At 70.1% G+C, this 18,126-nt stretch carries 14 protein-coding genes; 6 read left to right on the top strand and 8 right to left on the bottom strand.

The window, feature by feature from the left end:
- Positions 1-81 precede the first annotated feature (81 nt).
- Complete coding sequence (locus LF41_RS12540) at positions 82-672, bottom strand: hypothetical protein (RefSeq protein WP_036170244.1); 591 nt, start codon at positions 670-672, stop codon at positions 82-84.
- A 125-nt stretch (positions 673-797) separates the two neighbouring features.
- Between LF41_RS12540 and LF41_RS12535 the strand changes: the two genes are divergently transcribed.
- Entirely contained in the window at positions 798-2,012 is a 1,215-nt protein-coding gene (locus LF41_RS12535; protein ID WP_036170243.1) for a hypothetical protein, read from the top strand.
- Here the strand turns inward: LF41_RS12535 and LF41_RS12530 are convergent.
- Positions 1,961-2,629 carry a rhomboid family intramembrane serine protease gene (locus tag LF41_RS12530; protein ID WP_052116407.1) on the bottom strand — a complete coding sequence of 223 codons (669 nt, stop codon included), beginning with the start codon at positions 2,627-2,629 and terminating at the stop codon, positions 1,961-1,963. The genes LF41_RS12535 and LF41_RS12530 overlap by 52 nt on opposite strands.
- A 58-nt stretch (positions 2,630-2,687) precedes the next feature.
- Here LF41_RS12530 and LF41_RS12525 point away from each other — a divergent pair, with 58 nt between their 5' ends.
- Positions 2,688-3,860 (top strand): class I SAM-dependent rRNA methyltransferase, encoded by a 1,173-nt coding sequence (locus LF41_RS12525; protein WP_036170242.1) that lies wholly within the window; start codon positions 2,688-2,690, stop codon positions 3,858-3,860.
- A gap of 65 nt (positions 3,861-3,925) precedes the next feature.
- Positions 3,926-5,191: a DNA recombination protein RmuC gene (locus LF41_RS12520; RefSeq protein WP_052116406.1), complete on the top strand. Its 1,266-nt coding sequence runs from the start codon at positions 3,926-3,928 to the stop codon at positions 5,189-5,191.
- On the opposite strand, the gene LF41_RS12515 is transcribed toward LF41_RS12520, so the two are convergent.
- The 6 genes from LF41_RS12515 to LF41_RS12490 are packed head-to-tail and all read right to left on the bottom strand — an operon-like array spanning position 5,169 to position 9,339.
- The gene (locus tag LF41_RS12515; protein WP_036170240.1) at positions 5,169-6,224 is read right to left on the bottom strand and encodes an MlaA family lipoprotein; all 1,056 of its coding nucleotides are present in this window, start codon (positions 6,222-6,224) and stop codon (positions 5,169-5,171) included. The genes LF41_RS12520 and LF41_RS12515 overlap by 23 nt on opposite strands.
- Before the next feature lie 60 nt (positions 6,225-6,284).
- Positions 6,285-6,599 carry an STAS domain-containing protein gene (locus LF41_RS12510; protein ID WP_052116405.1) on the bottom strand — a complete coding sequence of 105 codons (315 nt, stop codon included), beginning with the start codon at positions 6,597-6,599 and terminating at the stop codon, positions 6,285-6,287.
- Positions 6,600-6,603: 4 nt separating this feature from the next.
- Positions 6,604-7,260, bottom strand: coding sequence for an MlaC/ttg2D family ABC transporter substrate-binding protein (locus LF41_RS12505; RefSeq protein WP_036170330.1), 657 nt, complete (start codon positions 7,258-7,260; stop codon positions 6,604-6,606).
- 41 nt (positions 7,261-7,301) lie between these two features.
- Positions 7,302-7,820, bottom strand: coding sequence for an outer membrane lipid asymmetry maintenance protein MlaD (mlaD, locus tag LF41_RS12500; RefSeq protein WP_036170328.1), 519 nt, complete (start codon positions 7,818-7,820; stop codon positions 7,302-7,304).
- 5 nt (positions 7,821-7,825) lie between these two features.
- A complete protein-coding gene (locus LF41_RS12495; RefSeq protein ID WP_036170238.1) occupies positions 7,826-8,578 on the bottom strand; it encodes an MlaE family lipid ABC transporter permease subunit in 753 nt (250 codons plus the stop codon).
- A complete protein-coding gene (locus LF41_RS12490) occupies positions 8,578-9,339 on the bottom strand; it encodes an ABC transporter ATP-binding protein (RefSeq protein WP_036170325.1) in 762 nt (253 codons plus the stop codon). Before LF41_RS12490 ends, LF41_RS12495 begins: the two co-directional genes overlap by 1 nt.
- Before the next feature lie 210 nt (positions 9,340-9,549).
- Here LF41_RS12490 and recC point away from each other — a divergent pair, with 210 nt between their 5' ends.
- Genes recC through recD form a run of 3 tightly spaced genes read left to right on the top strand, consistent with a single transcriptional unit; the run spans position 9,550 to position 18,121 of the window.
- A complete protein-coding gene (recC, locus tag LF41_RS12485; protein WP_052116404.1) occupies positions 9,550-12,888 on the top strand; it encodes an exodeoxyribonuclease V subunit gamma in 3,339 nt (1,112 codons plus the stop codon).
- A complete protein-coding gene (locus tag LF41_RS12480) occupies positions 12,885-16,391 on the top strand; it encodes a UvrD-helicase domain-containing protein (protein WP_052116403.1) in 3,507 nt (1,168 codons plus the stop codon). Before recC ends, LF41_RS12480 begins: the two co-directional genes overlap by 4 nt.
- Entirely contained in the window at positions 16,388-18,121 is a 1,734-nt protein-coding gene (gene recD, locus LF41_RS12475; protein ID WP_052116402.1) for an exodeoxyribonuclease V subunit alpha, read from the top strand. Before LF41_RS12480 ends, recD begins: the two co-directional genes overlap by 4 nt.
- Positions 18,122-18,126 lie beyond the last annotated feature (5 nt).

Here is an 18,126-nt window from a genome sequence, read left to right as displayed (position 1 = left end):
GTTGCGATGTTGGGCCGATCCTCGGGCCGGGACGATGATCCCGGCGCGAAAATCCCGTGAAAACCCCCGGGGCAGGCCCCGTCAGGCGTCCAGGGGCGGGGTCAGGGTCAGGGCGAATGCGACGAGCGCCCAGAACAACCCGAGCGGCACGATCCACAGCCAGTTGACCAGCGTCAGGCGCCGGTTGGGGGCGCCGTCCGGCGCGCCGCTGGCGAGGTTCGCCGCGCGCTGGATCTGCCACAGGCACAGGCCCACCGGGACCAGGAAGCCGTAGGAGACGGCCAGCATCGCGCCGCTGGACATCACCGCCTCCCCGAACCCGCCGAGCAGGCGGTCGGCGATGAGCAGCACCACGATCACGGTGGCGCACGTGTTGGGTGACCACGCGTGGCGGATGCCGCCGCGCTGCAAGCGGTGGTCCACTTCTTCGGCGAGCGAGTGGATGAAAAAGACCGCGAAGATCATGCGCGCGAGGGGCCACATCGGCGTCCTCGTCGCACGCTTGAAGCGCGACCAGTGGATGTAATACATCACGAACTGGAACAGGCCCGCGGTGAGGAAGAACAACAGCAGGAATTTCCCGCGGCCCACGACATAGAACGGCTTGCCCGCCGCTTCGTCTGGCACGTCGGCGACCGCCGCGACCGGCGGCGCATACAGATTCGTTTCCAAGACAGATCCCCTGATCGATGCACGGCTCCCCAGCCGCGCGAGCGACTTTAACGCAGTCCGTGGTTTCAGTTATCTGAACGCCGCTTTTCACGAAACGGCAGCGAATGCGACGCGATCATCCCGCCATGGCCCCGCATCCTGCCCGTAAAGCCGCGACCGCCGAACACGACGACGCGCATCGCACCGCCGCCGCGCTCATGCATGACTTCGCCGTGCGCACCGGCGTGGTCGGCGCCGCGCCTGCGCAGCGCTATTTGTGGACCGATGCGTTCGCCGTCTGCAACTTCCTGGCGCTCGACGAAGTCGACAACGCCGAACGCCTGATCGAACAGGTGCACGCCACGCTTGGCCGCCATCGCGCGGACGATGCGCGCAGCGGCTGGATCGGCGGCATGGATGCGCAAACCGCGATCGAACATCCCACGCGCGGCGGATTGCGCATCGGCAAGCCGTTGCCCGAGCGCGCGGTGGATGCGTTGCCCGACGCGGAACTGGAATGGGAACGCGACGGGCAGTACTTCCATTACCTGACGCGATGGATGCATGCGCTCGATCAATTCGCGCGACGCACCGGACAGGCCGATGCCGGCCGCTGGGCGCGCGAACTCGCGCAGACCGCGCATCGCGCCTTCACCTACGCCCCCGCGCCCGGTGCGCCGATGCGGATGTACTGGAAGATGCGGATCGATCTGTCCGCGCCGCTCGTCGACACGATGGGCCAGCACGATCCGCTCGATGGCCTGATCACCGATCTGCAATTGCGCGCGCACAAACCGCCGGGCCGCACGGGATTCGGGCCCGACCTGGATGTCGAACTGCGCGAGATGGCGGCGATCGTCGCGGGCACCAATCTGCTCACCGACGATCCGCTCGGCATCGGCGGCCTGCTCGTCGATGCGTACCGACTGGCGCAGTTGCTGCGCGTGCGTCCCGGCGACAACCCGTTGCTCGGGCTCGTGGCCGGCGCAGCGGCGAACGGGCTGGCGCGCTACCTGGCGACGCAGCCGTTCGCGCGGCCGTTGTCGCATCGCCTGGCATTCCGCGAACTCGGCCTCGCCATCGGCCTGCAGGCCGTGACGCGCCTGTGGTGCGTGCTGGAACGCGAATCGGCGTCGCTGGATGCGCAACCGGCGTTGCGCGGTGCGCTGGACCGTTTGCTCGAACAGGTCCCGCTCGCACGCACGCTGACCGATACGTGGTGCGAGGTGGCACGCAGCGATGATGCGCAATGGCGCGCGCACGAAGACATCAACGCGGTGATGCTCGCCACCGCGCTCGTGCCGACGGGCTACATCGAACTCGACGGATCGGCGTCCTCGTCCTCGAATTCCCAGCTGTAGCGTTGCCGCGGCGCCGGCGGATCGGCGTGGCGGAACGCGAGCGCGGACACCACGCCGCCGATCGCGCCGCCCAGGTGCGACTGCCACGAGATCGTCGGATCGTGCGGCAACACCGCGGCGAGCATGCCGCCGGAGAATACGAAGGCGATCATCGCCGCGGCCACGGACGCGCGATCGCGTCGCAGGAGGCCCAAGGTCGCGACCAGGTACGCCAGCCCCTGCAGCACGCCGCTCGCGCCGAGGTGATGCGAGCCCGCATCGCCGAGCAACCACGCCGCGACGCCCGAGGCGACCCACGCGATCGGCACCGTGCGCACCGTCGCGCGCGGATACACGCTGCCCGCGAGCGAGCCGAGCAGCAGCAATGCAGCGACGTTCGACAACAGGTGATCGGGCGACCCATGCAACAGCGGTGCGGTGAGCACGCCGAGCCAACCGGTGGCCGTCCACGGCGTCACCGCGAGCGCGTCGACGGGCAGGAAGCCCTGCAGCGCGTACACGACGCACAACGTGAAGGCCGACGCGAGCGTCCACGTCACCGCGCGCTGCACGCGGCGCTTGTCGCGCAGCCGTTGTGCCGGGAGGTCGTCGGGCAGCGCGTCGGAGGGCAGGTGCATGAACGATGGATGGCGACAAAACCCGGCGGAACAAGGCCCCGGCGCGTAAAATGCCGCGATGGACGCCCTCGCCCCCACCACCGTCCGCCTGCGCAATGCCTGGCGGTCCTCGCATCCCTGGATCTTCCAGAAACTCGTCGAAAAGCCCGCCGTGCGGCCCAAGCCCGGGTCGATCGTCGACGTCGTGGGCGTGGAAGGCGACTGGATCGGGCGCGGCTTCTACAACGGCCACTCGCGCATCGCCGTGCGCATCCTCGAAACCGATCCTCAGATCGCGGTCGACCAGGCGTGGTTCGCGCGCAAGATCGGCGAAGCGGTACGCCTGCGCCGCGAGTTCCTGCAGCTCGACCAGGTGAGCGATGCCTGGCGCGTCGTGCATTCGGAAGGCGATGGCCTCAGCGGCCTGGTCGTCGATCGCTACGCCGACCTGCTCGTCGTCGAATTCTTCAGCGCCGGCATGTACCGCCATCGCGAATGGATCTACGAGGCGCTGCGCGAACACTTTCCCGGCTGCCGCTTCCACGCCTTCGCCGACGAGCACGTGCAGAAGCAGGAGTCCTTCGACTTCCGCGGCACGGAACCTGCGAAGCCGGCGGTCATTACCGAACACGGCATCAAGTTCCGCGCCGATCCGGCGGGTGCGCACAAGACCGGCTTCTTCGCCGACCAGCGCGACAACCGCGAATGGCTCTCGCACCTGTGCGAAGGCCGCCGCGTGCTCGACCTGTGCTGCAACACCGGTGGTTTCGCGGTGTACGCCGCCGCGCGTGGCGCGAGTGAGGTGGTCGGCATCGACATCGACAACGACGTCATCGAGATCGCCAAGGGCAACGCGAAGTTGAACAACGTGCGCCCGCGATTCGTGCAGGCCGACATCTTCCCGTGGCTGCGCGATGCGTCCAACAACGGGGAGCGATTCGACGTCGTGATCCTCGATCCGGCCAAGATGACGCGCGACCGCGAGCAGGTGATCCCGGCGCTCAAGAAATACCTGGACATGAACAAGCTGGCGCTGGGCGTGGTGAAGCCCGGCGGCCTGTTCGCGACGTTCTCGTGCACGGGCCTGGTGAGCGAGGAGCAGTTCCTCGACATGCTGCGCCGCGCCGCGTTCTACGCGGGGCGCACGGTGCAGGTGCTGAAGATCTCCGGCGCCGGCCCAGACCACCCGTTCCTGGCGAACGTGCACGAGTCGCGGTACCTCAAGGCCGTGTTCTGCCGCGTGCTGGATTGAGGCGTCGCAGTCGCTGAGATTTCCCCAGCGCATACACTGCACGTGCCCCGCCGGAGAACGACGCCATGACCGCCACCCTGATCCTGAGCTGCGTCCTCGCGCTCGCGGCGGGACTCGCCGCGGGGTTCTGGTTGCGCCGCCGGGAAATCGAGCAGTTGCGCGAGCGCAGCCGCGAGGACGCCATCGCCGTCGAGCGCGCCCGCGCCGAAGCCGATGAAGCCCGCCGCGCCCGCGCCGAAACCGAATCCTTCGTCCGCGCCGCGCAGGAACAACTCTCCGCCCGTTTCACCGAGCTGGCCGGCAAGGCCTTCCAGGAACGCGGCCAGCAGTTCGAACACAACGTGCGCCAGGCCACCGGCCAGTCGAAGTCCGACATCGAGCTGCTTCTGAAGCCCTTCGCCGACCAGCTCGGCGAATTCCGCAAGCGCGTGGACACCGTCTACGGCGACGAAGCGAAGGAACGCGCCTCGCTGCTCGGCGCCGTGCAGGAACTCAAGACGCTCAACCAGGACATGGCCGCCAAGGCCGACTCGCTGACGCGTGCGCTCAAGGGCAACGCAAAGATCCGCGGCGACTGGGGCGAGCTGATGCTGGAAAGCGTGCTGCGCAGCTCCGGCCTGGAGGAGGGCGTCCACTTCGACCGCCAGCAGTCGAGCACCGACGACGACGGCCGCCGCCTGCGTCCCGACGTGATCGTGCGCCTGCCCGACGAGCGCCGCATCGTGGTCGACAGCAAGGTCAACCTCGTCGCGTGGACCGAAGCGGTCAACGCGGACCTGCCCGAAGTGCAGCAGGACGCGATGCGCCGCCATGCCACCGCGTTGCGGCAGCACGTGCGCGACCTCGCCGACCGCAACTATCCCGCCGCCGTGGGCGACACCGCGCTCGGCGTCACCATCGCGTTCGTGCCGCTCGAAGGCGCGCTGTCGGCCGCGCTCGGCTTCGACGACAAGCTGCAGACCGATGCGTTCGAAAAGGGTGTGGTGTTCGCCTCACCCAACACCCTGATGGCGATGCTGCGCGTCGCCGACCGCCTGTGGACGCGCGACAAGCTGCAGAAGCAGGCGATGAAGATCAGCGAGACCGGCGGGCACTTGCTCGATTCGGTGATCGCCTTCCTCGCGGACTTCACGTCCGTGGGCGCGGAGCTGGAGAACGCGCAGAAGGCCTATCGCGCCGCGCGCAACCGCCTGGAGGAATCGCCGCAGGCCGTGATCCCGCGCGCGCGCCGGCTCGCGGAAATGGGCGTCAGGGGAAAGAAGAAGCTACCGCCGGACCTGGAGCCCGAAGCGCTCGAAGACGAGCTCCTCAGCCGCCATCCATCGGCGTGACCGGGATCGCGTCGAACGGCACGGTCGGGTTGTTCTCTTCGCGCAGGTAGTCGGGCAGCGTCGCGTCTTCGTCGGTCTTGCGGTCACCGAAGATCTGGTAATCGCGGCGCTGCAGCCATGCATCGCGCACGAGCGCGTAGTCGTCGGCCGCGCCTTCGCGCATCGCATCCACCGCCAGCAGCTGCGTGCGCACGTCGACCAGTTGCAGGCCCTGCAGGAAGATGCGGATCCGGTCTTCCTCCACGCCGCGCAGCAGGCCGAACGGCGAATCGCCCGCCATGCCGAACAGATCGCGCACGGTGCGCGGGCCGAACAGCGGCAGCTCGACGTAACGCGATTGCTTCCAGCCCCACACGCCGAGCGTCTGGCCGAAGTCTTCGCTGATGCGCGGCAGCTTGGCATCCGACGCGGGGTCGAAGATGCCGCCCAGGCCCAGCGTGATGTTCAGTGCGAAGCGGCCCATCGCCTGGCCGGCCTGCTTCGGCTTGCCCTGCAGCAGGCTGTTGAGCGCGCTGAGCGGCTGGTAGAGATTGGAGAAGAAGTTGCTGACACCCAGGCGCACGGGGCGCGGGACGACCTTCACGTACGCCTTCGCCAACGGCTTCGCGATGATGCGGTCGATCGCGTTGTTGAAGGTGTGCATCTTGCGGTTGAACGGTTCCCACGGGTCGTACGCCTGCGGGAGTTCCGCCGGCGTCGGCAGCGCGCCGTCGCCGTAGATCGACACGAAGTCTTCTTCGGCCGCGGTCGGGGCTTCCGTGGTTTGGGGTGCGTCGACGGCGACCGGCTCGGCGACAGTCGAAGCAGGCGGCACATCGACCGCGACCGGTTCGACCGAGGTCGATGCGGATGGCACCTCGACCGCCACCGGCGCCGCTGTCGTCGCGGGCGTGGCGATTTCGGCGGGCATGGCCACCGACGATTCCGCGGCAGGCATGGAAACGGGCGCTTCCTGCGCATACGCCAAAGGCGCGCTCAGCGCGAGGAAAGCGCCGGCGAGCAGCGCGGAAATCGAAACGAGGGGGCGATCCATGCCGGAAAGTGTAAGGGGCGAAGGTGGGGGCCGTTCGGGACAGTGCGTCCTGAATGGGGCTCAGGCGTTCGCGAACGCCAGCGTTTCGTCCAGCCGGTAGGCCGCACGGAGCTCGTCGAAGCCCGGCGGGCGGCCCTCGACGGCGACGCCGGACCCGGCGCGGCCCGCCAGCTCGGCCAGCAGCGCGATGCCCGCGCTGTCGACGAGCGTGACGCCCCGCAGGTCGATCCGACGCACGCCGGCGATGTCCTTGGCCACCTGCGTCCACGCACCGGCGACCGCCGGGCGCACGAGCGCGCCGGTCAGCACGAGCGCATCGCCGTCGCGGACGACGGCGAGCGGAGACGGGGCGGGATCGCGGCGCGCGTCGTTCATCGGCTTACTGCGCTTGCGCCTGCATCTTGCCGGCGCGCAGGTCGGCGGCGACCTGCTTGATGCCCTTGGCCTGCAGCGGCGCGTCGAACTGCGTGCGGAAGGTCTGCACGAACGACACGCCTTCGACCATCACGTCGAACACCTGCCAGTTCGCACCGGTCTTGCGCATCAGGTAGTCGACCGGCGTGGCCTGGCCGTTGGCGCGCACGAACTCGCTGGACACGCGCACGATCTGCCCGTTGCGCAGCGGCGTTTCGGACTTCACGCGCACCTTCAGGCCCTTGTCGAACGACAACAGCGCCGAGCCGTAACGCGACATCAGGCTGTCCGACAGCGCGTCGGAGAACAACTTGACGTCGGCGTCCGACGCACCGCGGCCGTGGCGGCCGAGCACCAGGCGACCGGCGTAGTTGCGGTCGAACATCTGGTTGAATTCGGTCGAGACGAACTTGTCGAGCGCGGCGCGGTTCTTGGTGAACTCGTCGCGGCGCTTTTCCAGCGTGGCGACGATGCGCGTGGCGTTGGCGAGCACGAGCTGGCTCGGCTGGCCCTGCGCGGCGGGCGCCGCGGCCGGCTTGGCGGCGGCCTGCGCGTGCACGATGGAAGGCGCGGCCGCGGCGAGCGCGACGGCGATGGCCGAGGCGGCAAGCGCCTGGCGGATCAGGCCGCGCTGTGAAACGCGGGCGGCGGTCTGGTGTCGCTTCATGGCGTGGTTTCCGTGGGGGTTGCGGAAGTGGAGGAGGCGGCGGGCGCCGCACCGGCGGGCTTGTCGCCGCCGGCGAACATGTACTTGCCGACCAGTTGCATGAGGTCGACGGCGGACTGCGTCAAGGCGATCTCGTCCCCGGCCTTCAGGGTTTCGACATCTCCGCCCGGCGTGAGACCGACGTAGCTCTCGCCCAGCAGGCCGCTGGTGAAGATGCCCGCGGACGTATCGGCCGGCAGGTCCTTGTAGCGGCCGTCGATGGCCAGCGTGACGACCGAGTCGAACCGCTGCGGGTCCAGGCCGATCTCCTTCACGGAGCCGACGACCACGCCGCCGATCTTCACCGGCGCTGCGACGCGCAGCTGCCCGATGGTCGAGAAGCGCGCCTTGAGCGGATACGAATCGCCGCCGAAGCCCCACTTGTTGTTGGTGGAGGCGATCGCGAGGACCAGCAGGCTCGCGAGGGCAAGCAGCAGGAACGCGCCGACCGCGAATTCGAGACGGGGACCACGCATGGTCTTCAACTCCTGAACAGCAGGGCGGAAAGGACGAAATTGAACATCAGCACGAGCAACGAGGCGTTCACCACCGCACGGGTGGTGGCCACCGACGTGCCTTCGATCGTCGGTTCGGCATGGAAGCCGACATACGAGGCGACCAGCGCCGACACGCCGCCGAAGATCGCGGCCTTGATGAAGGCGACGAGGAAGTCGTCGTGGAAATCCACGCTGTCCTTCATCGTCTGCCAGAACGTGCCGCCATCGATGCCGATCACGTGCACCGCTTCGAAGTAACCCGCCGCGATGGCCAGGCTGATGAAGAAGCCGGTGAGCAGCGGCACGCACAGCACCGCGGCCCAGAACCGCGGCGCGACGGTCTTGGCGACCGGATCGATCGCCATCAGGCCGAGCGCGGTGATCTGGTCGGTCGCGCGCATCAAACCCAGTTCCGCGGCGATGGAGGACCCCGCGCGCCCGACGAACAACAGCGCCGTCAGCACCGGGCCGAGTTCGCGATACAGCCCCAGCCCCAGCAACGCGCTGACCTGTCCCGTCGCGCCGTAGGTCTCCAGCGCGCGATAGCCGAGCAGCGTCACCGACAGCCCCACGAATGCGCCGCCGGCCGCCACGATGGGCAACGAGCGCGCACCGATCTTGTAAATCTCGCGCGTGAGTTCGGCGAAGAAATCGCGCGTCGGCTTCGAGGCGCGGAACACCGACAATGCGAACAAGCCCGCGGCGCCCAATGCGCGCGTGGCGGCGACGAAGGGCATCAGGCGGCCTCCGGCGCGCGCGCCGTGGTGTCGAACGGGATCGGGCCGTCGGGCTGGCCTTCGAGGAACTGGCGCACGAGCGGATCGCGCGTGGCGTCGAGCTCCGCGGGCGTGCCCGAGAACACGATGCGGCCGTTGGCGATCACGATGGCGTGGTCGGCGACCGGCATGGTTTCGTGCACGTGGTGCGTGACGACGATGCTCGTCAGCCCCAGCGTTTCGTTCAGGCGGCGCACCAGGCTCATGACCACGCCGCTCGCGATGGGATCCAGGCCCGTCAGCGGTTCGTCGTAGATCATCAGCGGCGGGTCGAGCGCGAGCGCGCGGGCCAGCGCGACGCGGCGCGCCATGCCGCCGGAGAGCTCGCGCGGGAACAGATCGGCCGCGGCGCGCAGGCCGACGGCGTGCAACTTCATGTCGACCAGGCGGCGGATCACCGCATCCGGCAGATCGGTGTGCGTGCGCAGCGGCAGCGCAACGTTCTCGGCCGCCGTGAGATCGGTCAGCAGGCCATTGCCCTGCAACAGGACGCCCACGCGCTTGCGCATCGCGAGCAGCGGCTTCTGCGCGCGGGGCACTTGTTCACCGAAAACCTCCACCTGGCCCGCGGCGGGCACCAACTCGCCCGTGAGCGCGGCGAGCAAGGTCGACTTGCCGCTGCCCGACGGACCCAGCACGGCCGTCACGCTGCCGCGCGGCACCGCGAGCTCGATGTCGCGCAGCACCACCCGCCCGCCGCGTTCGAGGCGGAGGCCGGACATGCGCACGGCGGGTTGGTCGGAGGTCGTATTCACGCGGGCAATGGAAGCACGAAGGCGGCGCAGCTTCGCCATCGGGCGCTGAATGGCGCCGGAGCGAGGTTGCGAATCCGTAATGGGGAAGGTCGGCATTGTCGCATTGCCCGTGCCGGGGCGCAGCGCCGCCGTCGGCAGTCTCGGAGATTGCGACCGCCTCCGGCATCATGGCGTCTCATGCAGGGACGCCCCGACTTCCGTCTTTACCACGGCAACGCGCTCGACGTGCTCGCCGGCGTCCTGGCGTCCGAAGTCGCACGCCTGCCCGCCGATGGCGACTGGCTGCGGCCCGACATCGTCCTCGTCCCGCAGTTCTCGATGCGCCGCTGGCTCCAGCAGGCGCTGGCCGAACAGGCCGGCATCTGCGCCAACCTGCGCTTCCTCACCCCGGGCGAATACGTCGATCTCGTCCTCGACGCCAACCTCGGCCCCGCGCCCGCCGCCGACCGCCTCGAACCCGACACCCTGCGCTGGCACGCCCTGCGCGAACTGCAACGCCGCCCGCCCGCGGCGCTCGCGCGCTTCCTCGGTCAAGGCGATTCGCGCAAGGCCTGGTCGCTGGCCAATGCGCTCGCCGACACCTACGAGAAGTACCAGGCCTGGCGCCGCGACTGGCTGCTCGCCTGGGAACACCGCGCGCCGAAGGACGATTGGGAAGCCGGCCTGTGGCGCACGATCGCCCGCGACAAGGCGCATCGCGCGCGGCGCATCGGCGCGTTCCTCGCACGCTTCGGCCCCGAGGGCAGTGAAGCGCCGCATGGCCTGCCGCCGCGCCTGTTCGTGTTCGCGTGCCAGAACGTCTCGCCCGATGTATTGCAGGTCATCGCCAGCCAGGCGCGCGCCGGCACGCAGCACTTCTTCCTGCATTCGCCCGCGCGCGGTTTCTGGGGCGACCTCGATCGCTGGTCCGCCTATACGCCGACCACCGACGAGGCGTACTTCTCCGCCAATGGCGTACCGCCCAACCCGTTGCTCGCCGCGTGGGGCCAGGCGGGCCGCGATTTCGTCGCGATGCTGGTCGGCGGCGAGATCGCCACACCGTCGTTCGATGTCGCGCCGTTCGTGGAACCGGCGCGCGACACGCTGCTCGGCCGCATGCAGGCCGACCTGCTCGACAACCACGCGCCGCTGCACGAAAACGCGGATGCCGCGTGGCCGCGCGCGGGCGTCGACATGCGCGATGCGAGCCTGCAATTCCACGCCTGCCATACGCGCCTGCGCGAAGTACAGGTGCTGCACGACCAATTGCGCGCACTGCTGGAATCCCAACCGGATCTGCAGCCGCGCGACATCGCGGTGCTCGCGCCCGACATCGACGCGTACGCGCCGCACATCGAGGCGGTGTTCGGCGGCGCGATCGGCACGCCGCGCGAGCTGCCGTACACGATCGCCGACACGAGCCCGCTCGCGAGCGCGCCGGTCGCCGAAGCATTCCTGCGCCTGCTCGAGCTGCCGCTGCACGCGCCCTCGCTCGCCGACCTGCTCGACCTGCTCGCCGTGCCCGCCATCGCCGCGCGCTTCGGCCTGGAAGACGCCGATCGCATGCGCGTGCAGGATTGGCTGGAAAACGCCGGTGCGCGCTGGGGCCTGGATGCCGCCGATCGCGCGCGCCACGGCGCGGACGGCGATGCGTACACGATCGAGTTCGCAATCGAGCGGCTGCTGCTCGGCTACGCGAGCGGCGCCGACGAAGACATCGCCGGCGTCGCGCCGTGGCCCGACCTCGAAGGCCACGCCGCGGAAGCGCTCGACGCCTTGCTGCGCTGCGTGTCGATGCTGCGCGAAATGCGCACGCGCCTGGCGGGCCCGCATCCGCCCGCGGCGTGGGCGACGGTGTTGCACCGCCTGCTCGACGAGGCCTTCGCGCCGGCGCGCGACAGCAGCGATGCCGCCATCGCGCGCCGCTTGCGCGACGCCATCGGCCGCTTCGCCGAAGGCGCGGCGCGCGCCGGCTACGACACGCCGGTCGAACACGCGATCGTCCTCGAACAACTGCGCAACGAACTCGGACAATCCGACGCGCGCGCCCCGTTCCTCTCCGGCGGCATCTGCTTCGGCCGCATGGTGCCGATGCGGCTGATCCCGTTCCGCGTGACGTGCCTGCTTGGCATGGAGGCCGATGCGTTCCCCGCACGCGAAGGCCGCGACCCGATCAATCGGATCGCCAATGCCCTCGGCACGCCGGACCGGCGCAAGGGCGATCCCTCGAGGCGCGACGCGGACCGCTATCTGTTCCTGCAATTGTTCGCCTCCGCCGGGCGCGTGCTGTCGGTCAGTTGGTGCGGCATGGATCCGCGCGACAACAGCCGGCGGGAACCGTCGACGCTGGTCGCCGAATTGCTCGACGCCGCCGCCGCGTACCACGCAGGCGATGCGGCGCAAGTGCGCGAAGCGCTCGTCGTCCGCCATGCGCTGCAACCCTTCGCGCCGGCGGCGTTCGGCGCCGCGCACGCGGGCGGCGCGGTCGAGCCACGCCGTTTCAGCTACGACGCACGCTGGCAGGCGGCCTCCGAAGAAACCGCGGGCGTCGACGAAACACCGGTCTTCGCACCGGCCACGTTGTGGTTGCCGCAGAACGACGCCGGACGTGGCCCGTTGTCGCTCGACCGCTTGCGCCGCTCGCTGATGCGCCCGCATGCGGTCTACCTGCAGGACGGTCTCGGCCTGCGCCTGCCCGAAGACGAAGCGCCACTGGCCGAGCACGAACCGCTCGGCGCGCCGGATGCGCTCGATCAGTACACCTTGCGCCACGCCGTCTTCGACGCATGGATGCGCGCGAACGGCCGTCCCGACGCGCACGCGCTGCACGCGCGCTTGCTCGCGCGCGCGTTGGTGGCACCGGGCGCCGATGGCCGCGCGCAGGTCGCGCAACTGCTGGAAGAGATCGCGCCCTTTGCGCAGATGGCGCTCGACAAGGGCTTCGGCGACGCGGCAACGCGCACGCCCTTCGCGCACGAATCCGTGGCCGGCGCCCTGCGCGGCACGCTCGACGGCGTGCATCGCCCGGGCGTGCTGCGCGTCGTGTTGCGGCCCGACGGCGTGCATGGCGGCCACGCGGTGCGCCACGGCCTCGAAACGCTGTGCGCCTCGCTCCTGGGCATCAAGTTCTTCCAACTCGCGCGGCCGGCGAAGGACGAAGCGCCGGCTTGGACCGAGCGCAAACCATTCGCGGCGAAGAAAGTGACCGCCACGCTCGATGCGTTCTTCGCCTGGCACGACGCAGCACTGCGCACGCCGCAGGTGTTCCTGCCGAAAAGCGGCCTTTGCTTCTTCCGCGTGCTGCAGGAGAAGGACGCCGATGCGGCGATCCGCGCGGCGCGCGAGACGTGGATGGGCACGCAGTTCGACGGCGGCGGTCGCGCGGAAGCGACGCCGGCCACGCGCGTCGCCTTGCGCGGGCGTGATCCGTTCTACGACAAGGACGAGGCGTCGTTGAAGCGCTTCGCGGCGTTGTCTGTCGCGTTGTTCCGCTCGCTGGAAGAGGCGACGCCCCTGGATCCGGCGGTGCTCGCATGAGCGCCACCGTCTTCGACACGCCGCTCGACGCGCGCAGCCTGGTCGAAGCCAGCGCGGGCACCGGCAAGACCTACGCGCTCGCCGGTCTGTTCGCACGCGCGGTGATCGCGCAACGCCTGCAGGTGCCGCAGATCCTCGCGGTCACCTACACGGTCGCGGCCACGCAGGAATTGCACGAACGCGTGCGCCTGCGCCTGCAGCGCGCGTCGCAACTGACGCTGGACTGGCGCGACGAGGACCAGGCAGGCGACGACGCGGAGACGACGCTGCTGCGACGCTTGCTCCGCGATGCCCTGCGCGGCGAGGCGTTGCCCGCGCTGCGCCTGCGATTGCAGCGCGCCGTGCGCGACCTGGACCTCGCCGCGATCACCACGATCCATGGCTTCTGCCAGCGCCTGCTCACCGAACACGCGCTGCTGGCCGGCCAGCCCTTGCTGCGCACCGACATCGAGCCGGGCAACGCCGCGCAGCGCAGCCGCCTCGCCGTTGCGTTGTGGCGCGCGCACGCGCGCACCGGGCAGGGTGCGGACTTCCTGCGACGTACGTTCCGCGACGTCGACGGGCTGGCCGATGCGCTGCGCGATCTGCTGCCGCTCGAGCCTTTGCTGCCGCCACCGCCGGCGGACGGCGCGAACGCGCTTCGCGATGCAACCTGGCGTACGTTGCGCGCGCAATTCTTGGCGCATGGCGACGACGACCTCGAAACACTGCGCAGCGCGTCCGCCAGGCGCATCCTGAAATCGGGCAAGCAGGCCTTGCAGTACGAGGCGCTGTGGCAGTGGTTCGCCGCGCAATCCGACGCCGCGCCGTTCCCGCACGACGACCTGCCCTGCCTCACGCGTGCCGGCCTGGTGGACTGCTGCCCGCCGACGAAGCAGGCGATGGCGCCGGCGCTGGCCATCAGCGATGCCGTGCAGGCCTTCGTGTCCGCGAGCGAAAGCGTCGACCTGCACGTGCTGCACGCCCTGCGCGACGACGCGCGCCGCGAAGACCAGGCGATCAAGCGCGACGCGAACGTGCGCGACTTCGACGACCTTGTCGATGCGGTGTTCGCCGCGCTCGAAGATCCCCTTGTCGCCCCCGCGCTGATCGAGGCGTTGCGCGCGCAATTCCCGCTCGTCCTCGTCGACGAGTTCCAGGACACCGACGCGCGGCAGTGGACGATCTTCTCGCGCTTGTTCGGCGAAGGCGGGCTGTTGCTCGTCGGCGATCCGAAGCAGGCGATCTACCGCTTCCGCGGCGGCGACGTGCAGACCTACCTCGATGCGCGCGCGACGGCCCGGCTCGCCGCGCCGCTCGACCGCAACTTCCGCTCGCGACCGTGCGTACTCGATGCGGTCAATGCGCTGTTCGACGCCTCGCCCTCCGCGCACGACATGCTCGGCGACGGCATCGCGTTCGCGGCCACGCAACCCGGCGGTGGCGCCTGCGATCCGGACCTGATGATCGATGGCGCGCCCGCGCCCGCCCTCGTCCTGCAGGCATTGCCGCCGAAGGCGAAGGGCACGTGGACCGCGCAGGAATCCATCGACCTGGCCGCGGGCGCGTGCGCGCGCGCGATCCGCGATCTGCTCGTGCGCGCACGCGACGGCCAGGCCACGCGCCGCGACGGCGACGTGCAGCGGCCGATCGAAGCCCGCGATTGCGCGGTCCTGGTGCGCAGTCATCGCGAAGGCCTCGCGATCCGCGATGCACTGACCAAGCTCGGCGTGCCCGCGGTGAGCGCCGGGCGCGGCAGCCTGTACGAAACCGACGAAGCCCAGCAACTGCTCGCACTGTTGCTCGCGCTCTCGACGCCCGGCGACGAGCGCCGCCTGCGCGCCGTGCTCGCAACGCCCCTGTTCGGTTACGACGCAGCACTTTTGCAGGCGCTCGAAGACGACGGCGACCAGCGCCGCCGTTGGCAACAGGAGCTCGCCGACTGGCGCCTGCGCTGGGAATCGCATGGCCCACAGCCCATGCTCGCCGACGTGCTGGCGCGGCAAGCCGCGCGCATGCTCGCCTTCGCCGACGGCGAGCGCCGCATCACGCACCTGCTGCAACTGGGCGAACAATTGCAGGAAGCGCGTGCGCGCCGCCTCGGGCCGCAGGGCCAGGTGGATTGGCTGCGCGCCGCGATCGCACATGCCGATCGGGAAGACGAAACGCAGTGGCCGAACCTCGAATCCGACGCCAGCCGCGTGCAGATCCTCACGTTGCACAAGAGCAAGGGCCTCGAGTTCCCGCTGGTCTTCCTGCCCTTCGCCGGCATCGGCCGCACCAACGGGGGCAAGGCGCGCGTCGTGCAGTACCACGACGCGAATGGCCAACGCGTGCGGCAATGGAAAACCGACGAACGCCATCCGGGCGCGCCTGCGTGGGATGACGCGTGCGCGGCCGCCCGGCGCGAGGATGCCGCCGAAGACATGCGGTTGCTGTACGTCGGCCTGACGCGCGCGCGCGATGCGATGTGGATCGCGACCGGCGCGCTCGCGTCGAATGCGCAATCGTCGCTGCATCGCCTCTTCGGCGGCGTGCTGCCGCGCGCCGACCTGCTCGGCGGCAACCTCGTCGTGCGCGCGCCCGATGCATCGGCCGACGACACGCGCTTGCCCCCGTCCATTCCCGATGCGATCCCCGCGCCGCGCACGCCGCACCGCCGCCTGCGCCGCGATTGGTGGATCCACAGCTTCTCGCAATTGCATCGCCAGCACGCGCACGGGGCGCAGGCCCTGGCCGAGGAAGCGCCGGCGGACGACGAGCGCCCGCTCGCGGTGTTCGAGGACATCGATCCTGCGCTGCTGCGCTTCTCCGGCACGCGCTTCGGCAACGCGCTGCACCATGCGCTGGAGCACGTCGACTTCGCCGCGTGGCGCGACGCGACCGACGCACCCGAGGATCAACGCGCGTTCCTGTGCGACGCGTTGCGCTCGCAGGATTACCCGGAGAGCGATTTCGATGCCGGCGTGCGCGAGCTCGCGCCGCTCATCGCGCGCACGCTCAATGCCCCGCTGCCGGAAGGCGTGCGCCTGTGCGACGTGGCCGATGCCGCGCGCGTGGCCGAACTCGAGTTCCACTTCACGCTCGCCGATGCCGACGTCCCCACGCTGCTCGCGTTGTTGCAGCGGCATGGCATCGCCACGGGCCGCCGCGATTTCGGGACGTGGCCGAAGCTCAGCGGCCTGATGACGGGCAAGATCGACCTGACGTATCGCGTCGATGGGCGCGTGTACGTGGTCGACTACAAGTCCAACCGCCTGCCCGCGTGGGATGCGGCGGCGCTGGCGCAGGCGATGTCCGCGAGCGAGTACGACCTGCAGGCGCTGCTGTACGCAGTGGCCGTACACCGCTGGCTGCGCATGCGCCTGGGCAACCGCGAGGCGGCGGCAAGCGCCTTCGGCGGCGTGCGCTATCTGTTCTGCCGCGGCCTCGATGCGGGCGATCCGCAGCGCGGCGTCGCAATTCCGGCGCTCACGCACGATCTCATCCACGCCGTCGACGATCTGCTCGGAGGCGCCGCATGAGCGCGCAACGCGACGACGTGCCGCGCGTGGTCGACCATGCGTTCGCGAACGTGCTGGCACGCCGCGAACCCGACGCCGACCCGCGCGTGATCGACGCCGCAGCGCGCGCCTCCTTCGCCATCGCGCAAGGGCACGCGGCGCTCGACCTCGACGGCGATGCGCAACTGCGCGAGGCCTTGGCCCTGTCGCGTTGGGTCGCGCGGCCCGATGCCGACGCCGTCGCCGATCCGGCGATGCCCCTGGTGCTCGAAGGTGACCTGCTCTATCTGCGCCGCTATCGTGAATACGAGCGCCGCCTCGCGATGGGCCTGCGCCGCATCGCGTCCGCGGAAATCGAGGGCGCCGACATCGCCACGCCCGCGGCCGTCTTCGAACGCCTCTTCCCGGCCGCCACGCGCGACGAACACCAGGCGCGCGCGGCTGCGCTCGCATTGCGCCACGCGTTGCTGCTCATCACCGGCGGCCCCGGCACGGGCAAGACGACGACCATCGCGCGCATGTTGCTGCTGGCCGTCGCGCAAGCGCAGGCATCGGGACGCACCCTGCGCATCGCGCTCGCCGCGCCGACGGGCCGCGCCGCGGACCGCATGGCGCAAAGCCTGCGCATCGCGGTCGAGCGCCTGCGCGAAGACGGCCTCGACGATGCCTTGTGCGATGCGTTGCCCGCGAACGCGACCACCCTGCATCGCCTGCTCGGCACGATCCACGACCGCCCGCAGTTCCGGCATGGCGCGGATTTGCCGCTGGCGCACGAGATGATCGTCGTCGACGAAGCCTCGATGGTCGACCTGCCGATGATGTGCAAGCTCGTCGAAGCGGTGCCGCGCGGCGCACGCCTGGTGTTGCTCGGAGACCGCGACCAATTGCCGTCCGTCGAAGCCGGCGACGTGCTCGCGGCGATCGCCGACGCCGCGACCATGGTGGATGCGGCGACGCCCGAACCCATCGAAACGCCCCACCGCTTCAAGGCCCTCCGCGTCGCCCTCCAGCGCACCTACCGCCAGGCCGACGCCTTCGACCTCGCGCCGCTCGCCGCCGCCGTGCGCGACGGAGACGCCGACTCCGCGCTTCGCCTCCTGCGCGATGGGTCGCTCCGCAACGTGCACTTCCACGAAGACGCCATCGATCCGCTCGCCGCGTCACTGCGCGACACGCTGCTCGCGCCGTGGCGAGCGCTCGGCGAGCTCGCCGCGGATGCACCGCAGGCGATCGACGACGCGCTCGCCCGGGCACAGCGCGCACGCTTGCTCACGGCCTTGCGCAACGGCGCGCAAGGCGCGACCGCGCTGAATGCGCGCATCGAGGAAGCGCTCGCCGGCGCGCAGCGCGACCCGTATTTCCACGGGCGCCTGGTCGCCATCACCGAGAACAGCTATCGCCACGGCCTGTTCAACGGTGATCTCGGTCTTTGCCTGCGCGGCGAGGACGGGAGCGTCGTGTGGTTCCGCACCGCGGCCGGATTGCGCCCGTTCCACCCGGCGGCGTTGCCCGCGCATGCCGGCGCCTTCGCCATGACAGTGCACAAGGCGCAAGGGTCCGAGTTCGACACGGTGTGGCTGCAACTGCCGCGGCAGTTCGCGCGCACGCTCTCGCGCGAACTGATCTACACGGCGATCACGCGCGCCCGCGACGCGCTGCACGTCTGCGCGTCGGAATCGGTGCTGCGCGACGCGTTGTCGGTGCGCGCGCAGCGCGTGTCGGGACTGGCGCGCCGCCTGCGCGAGGCGTGACGATT

Origin of the sequence: Lysobacter dokdonensis DS-58 (assembly GCF_000770795.1) — a bacterium.
Classification (GTDB): domain Bacteria; phylum Pseudomonadota; class Gammaproteobacteria; order Xanthomonadales; family Xanthomonadaceae; genus Noviluteimonas; species Noviluteimonas dokdonensis.
Note: the sequence above shows the minus strand (reverse complement) of the source record. Positions and strands in the feature narration are given on the sequence as shown.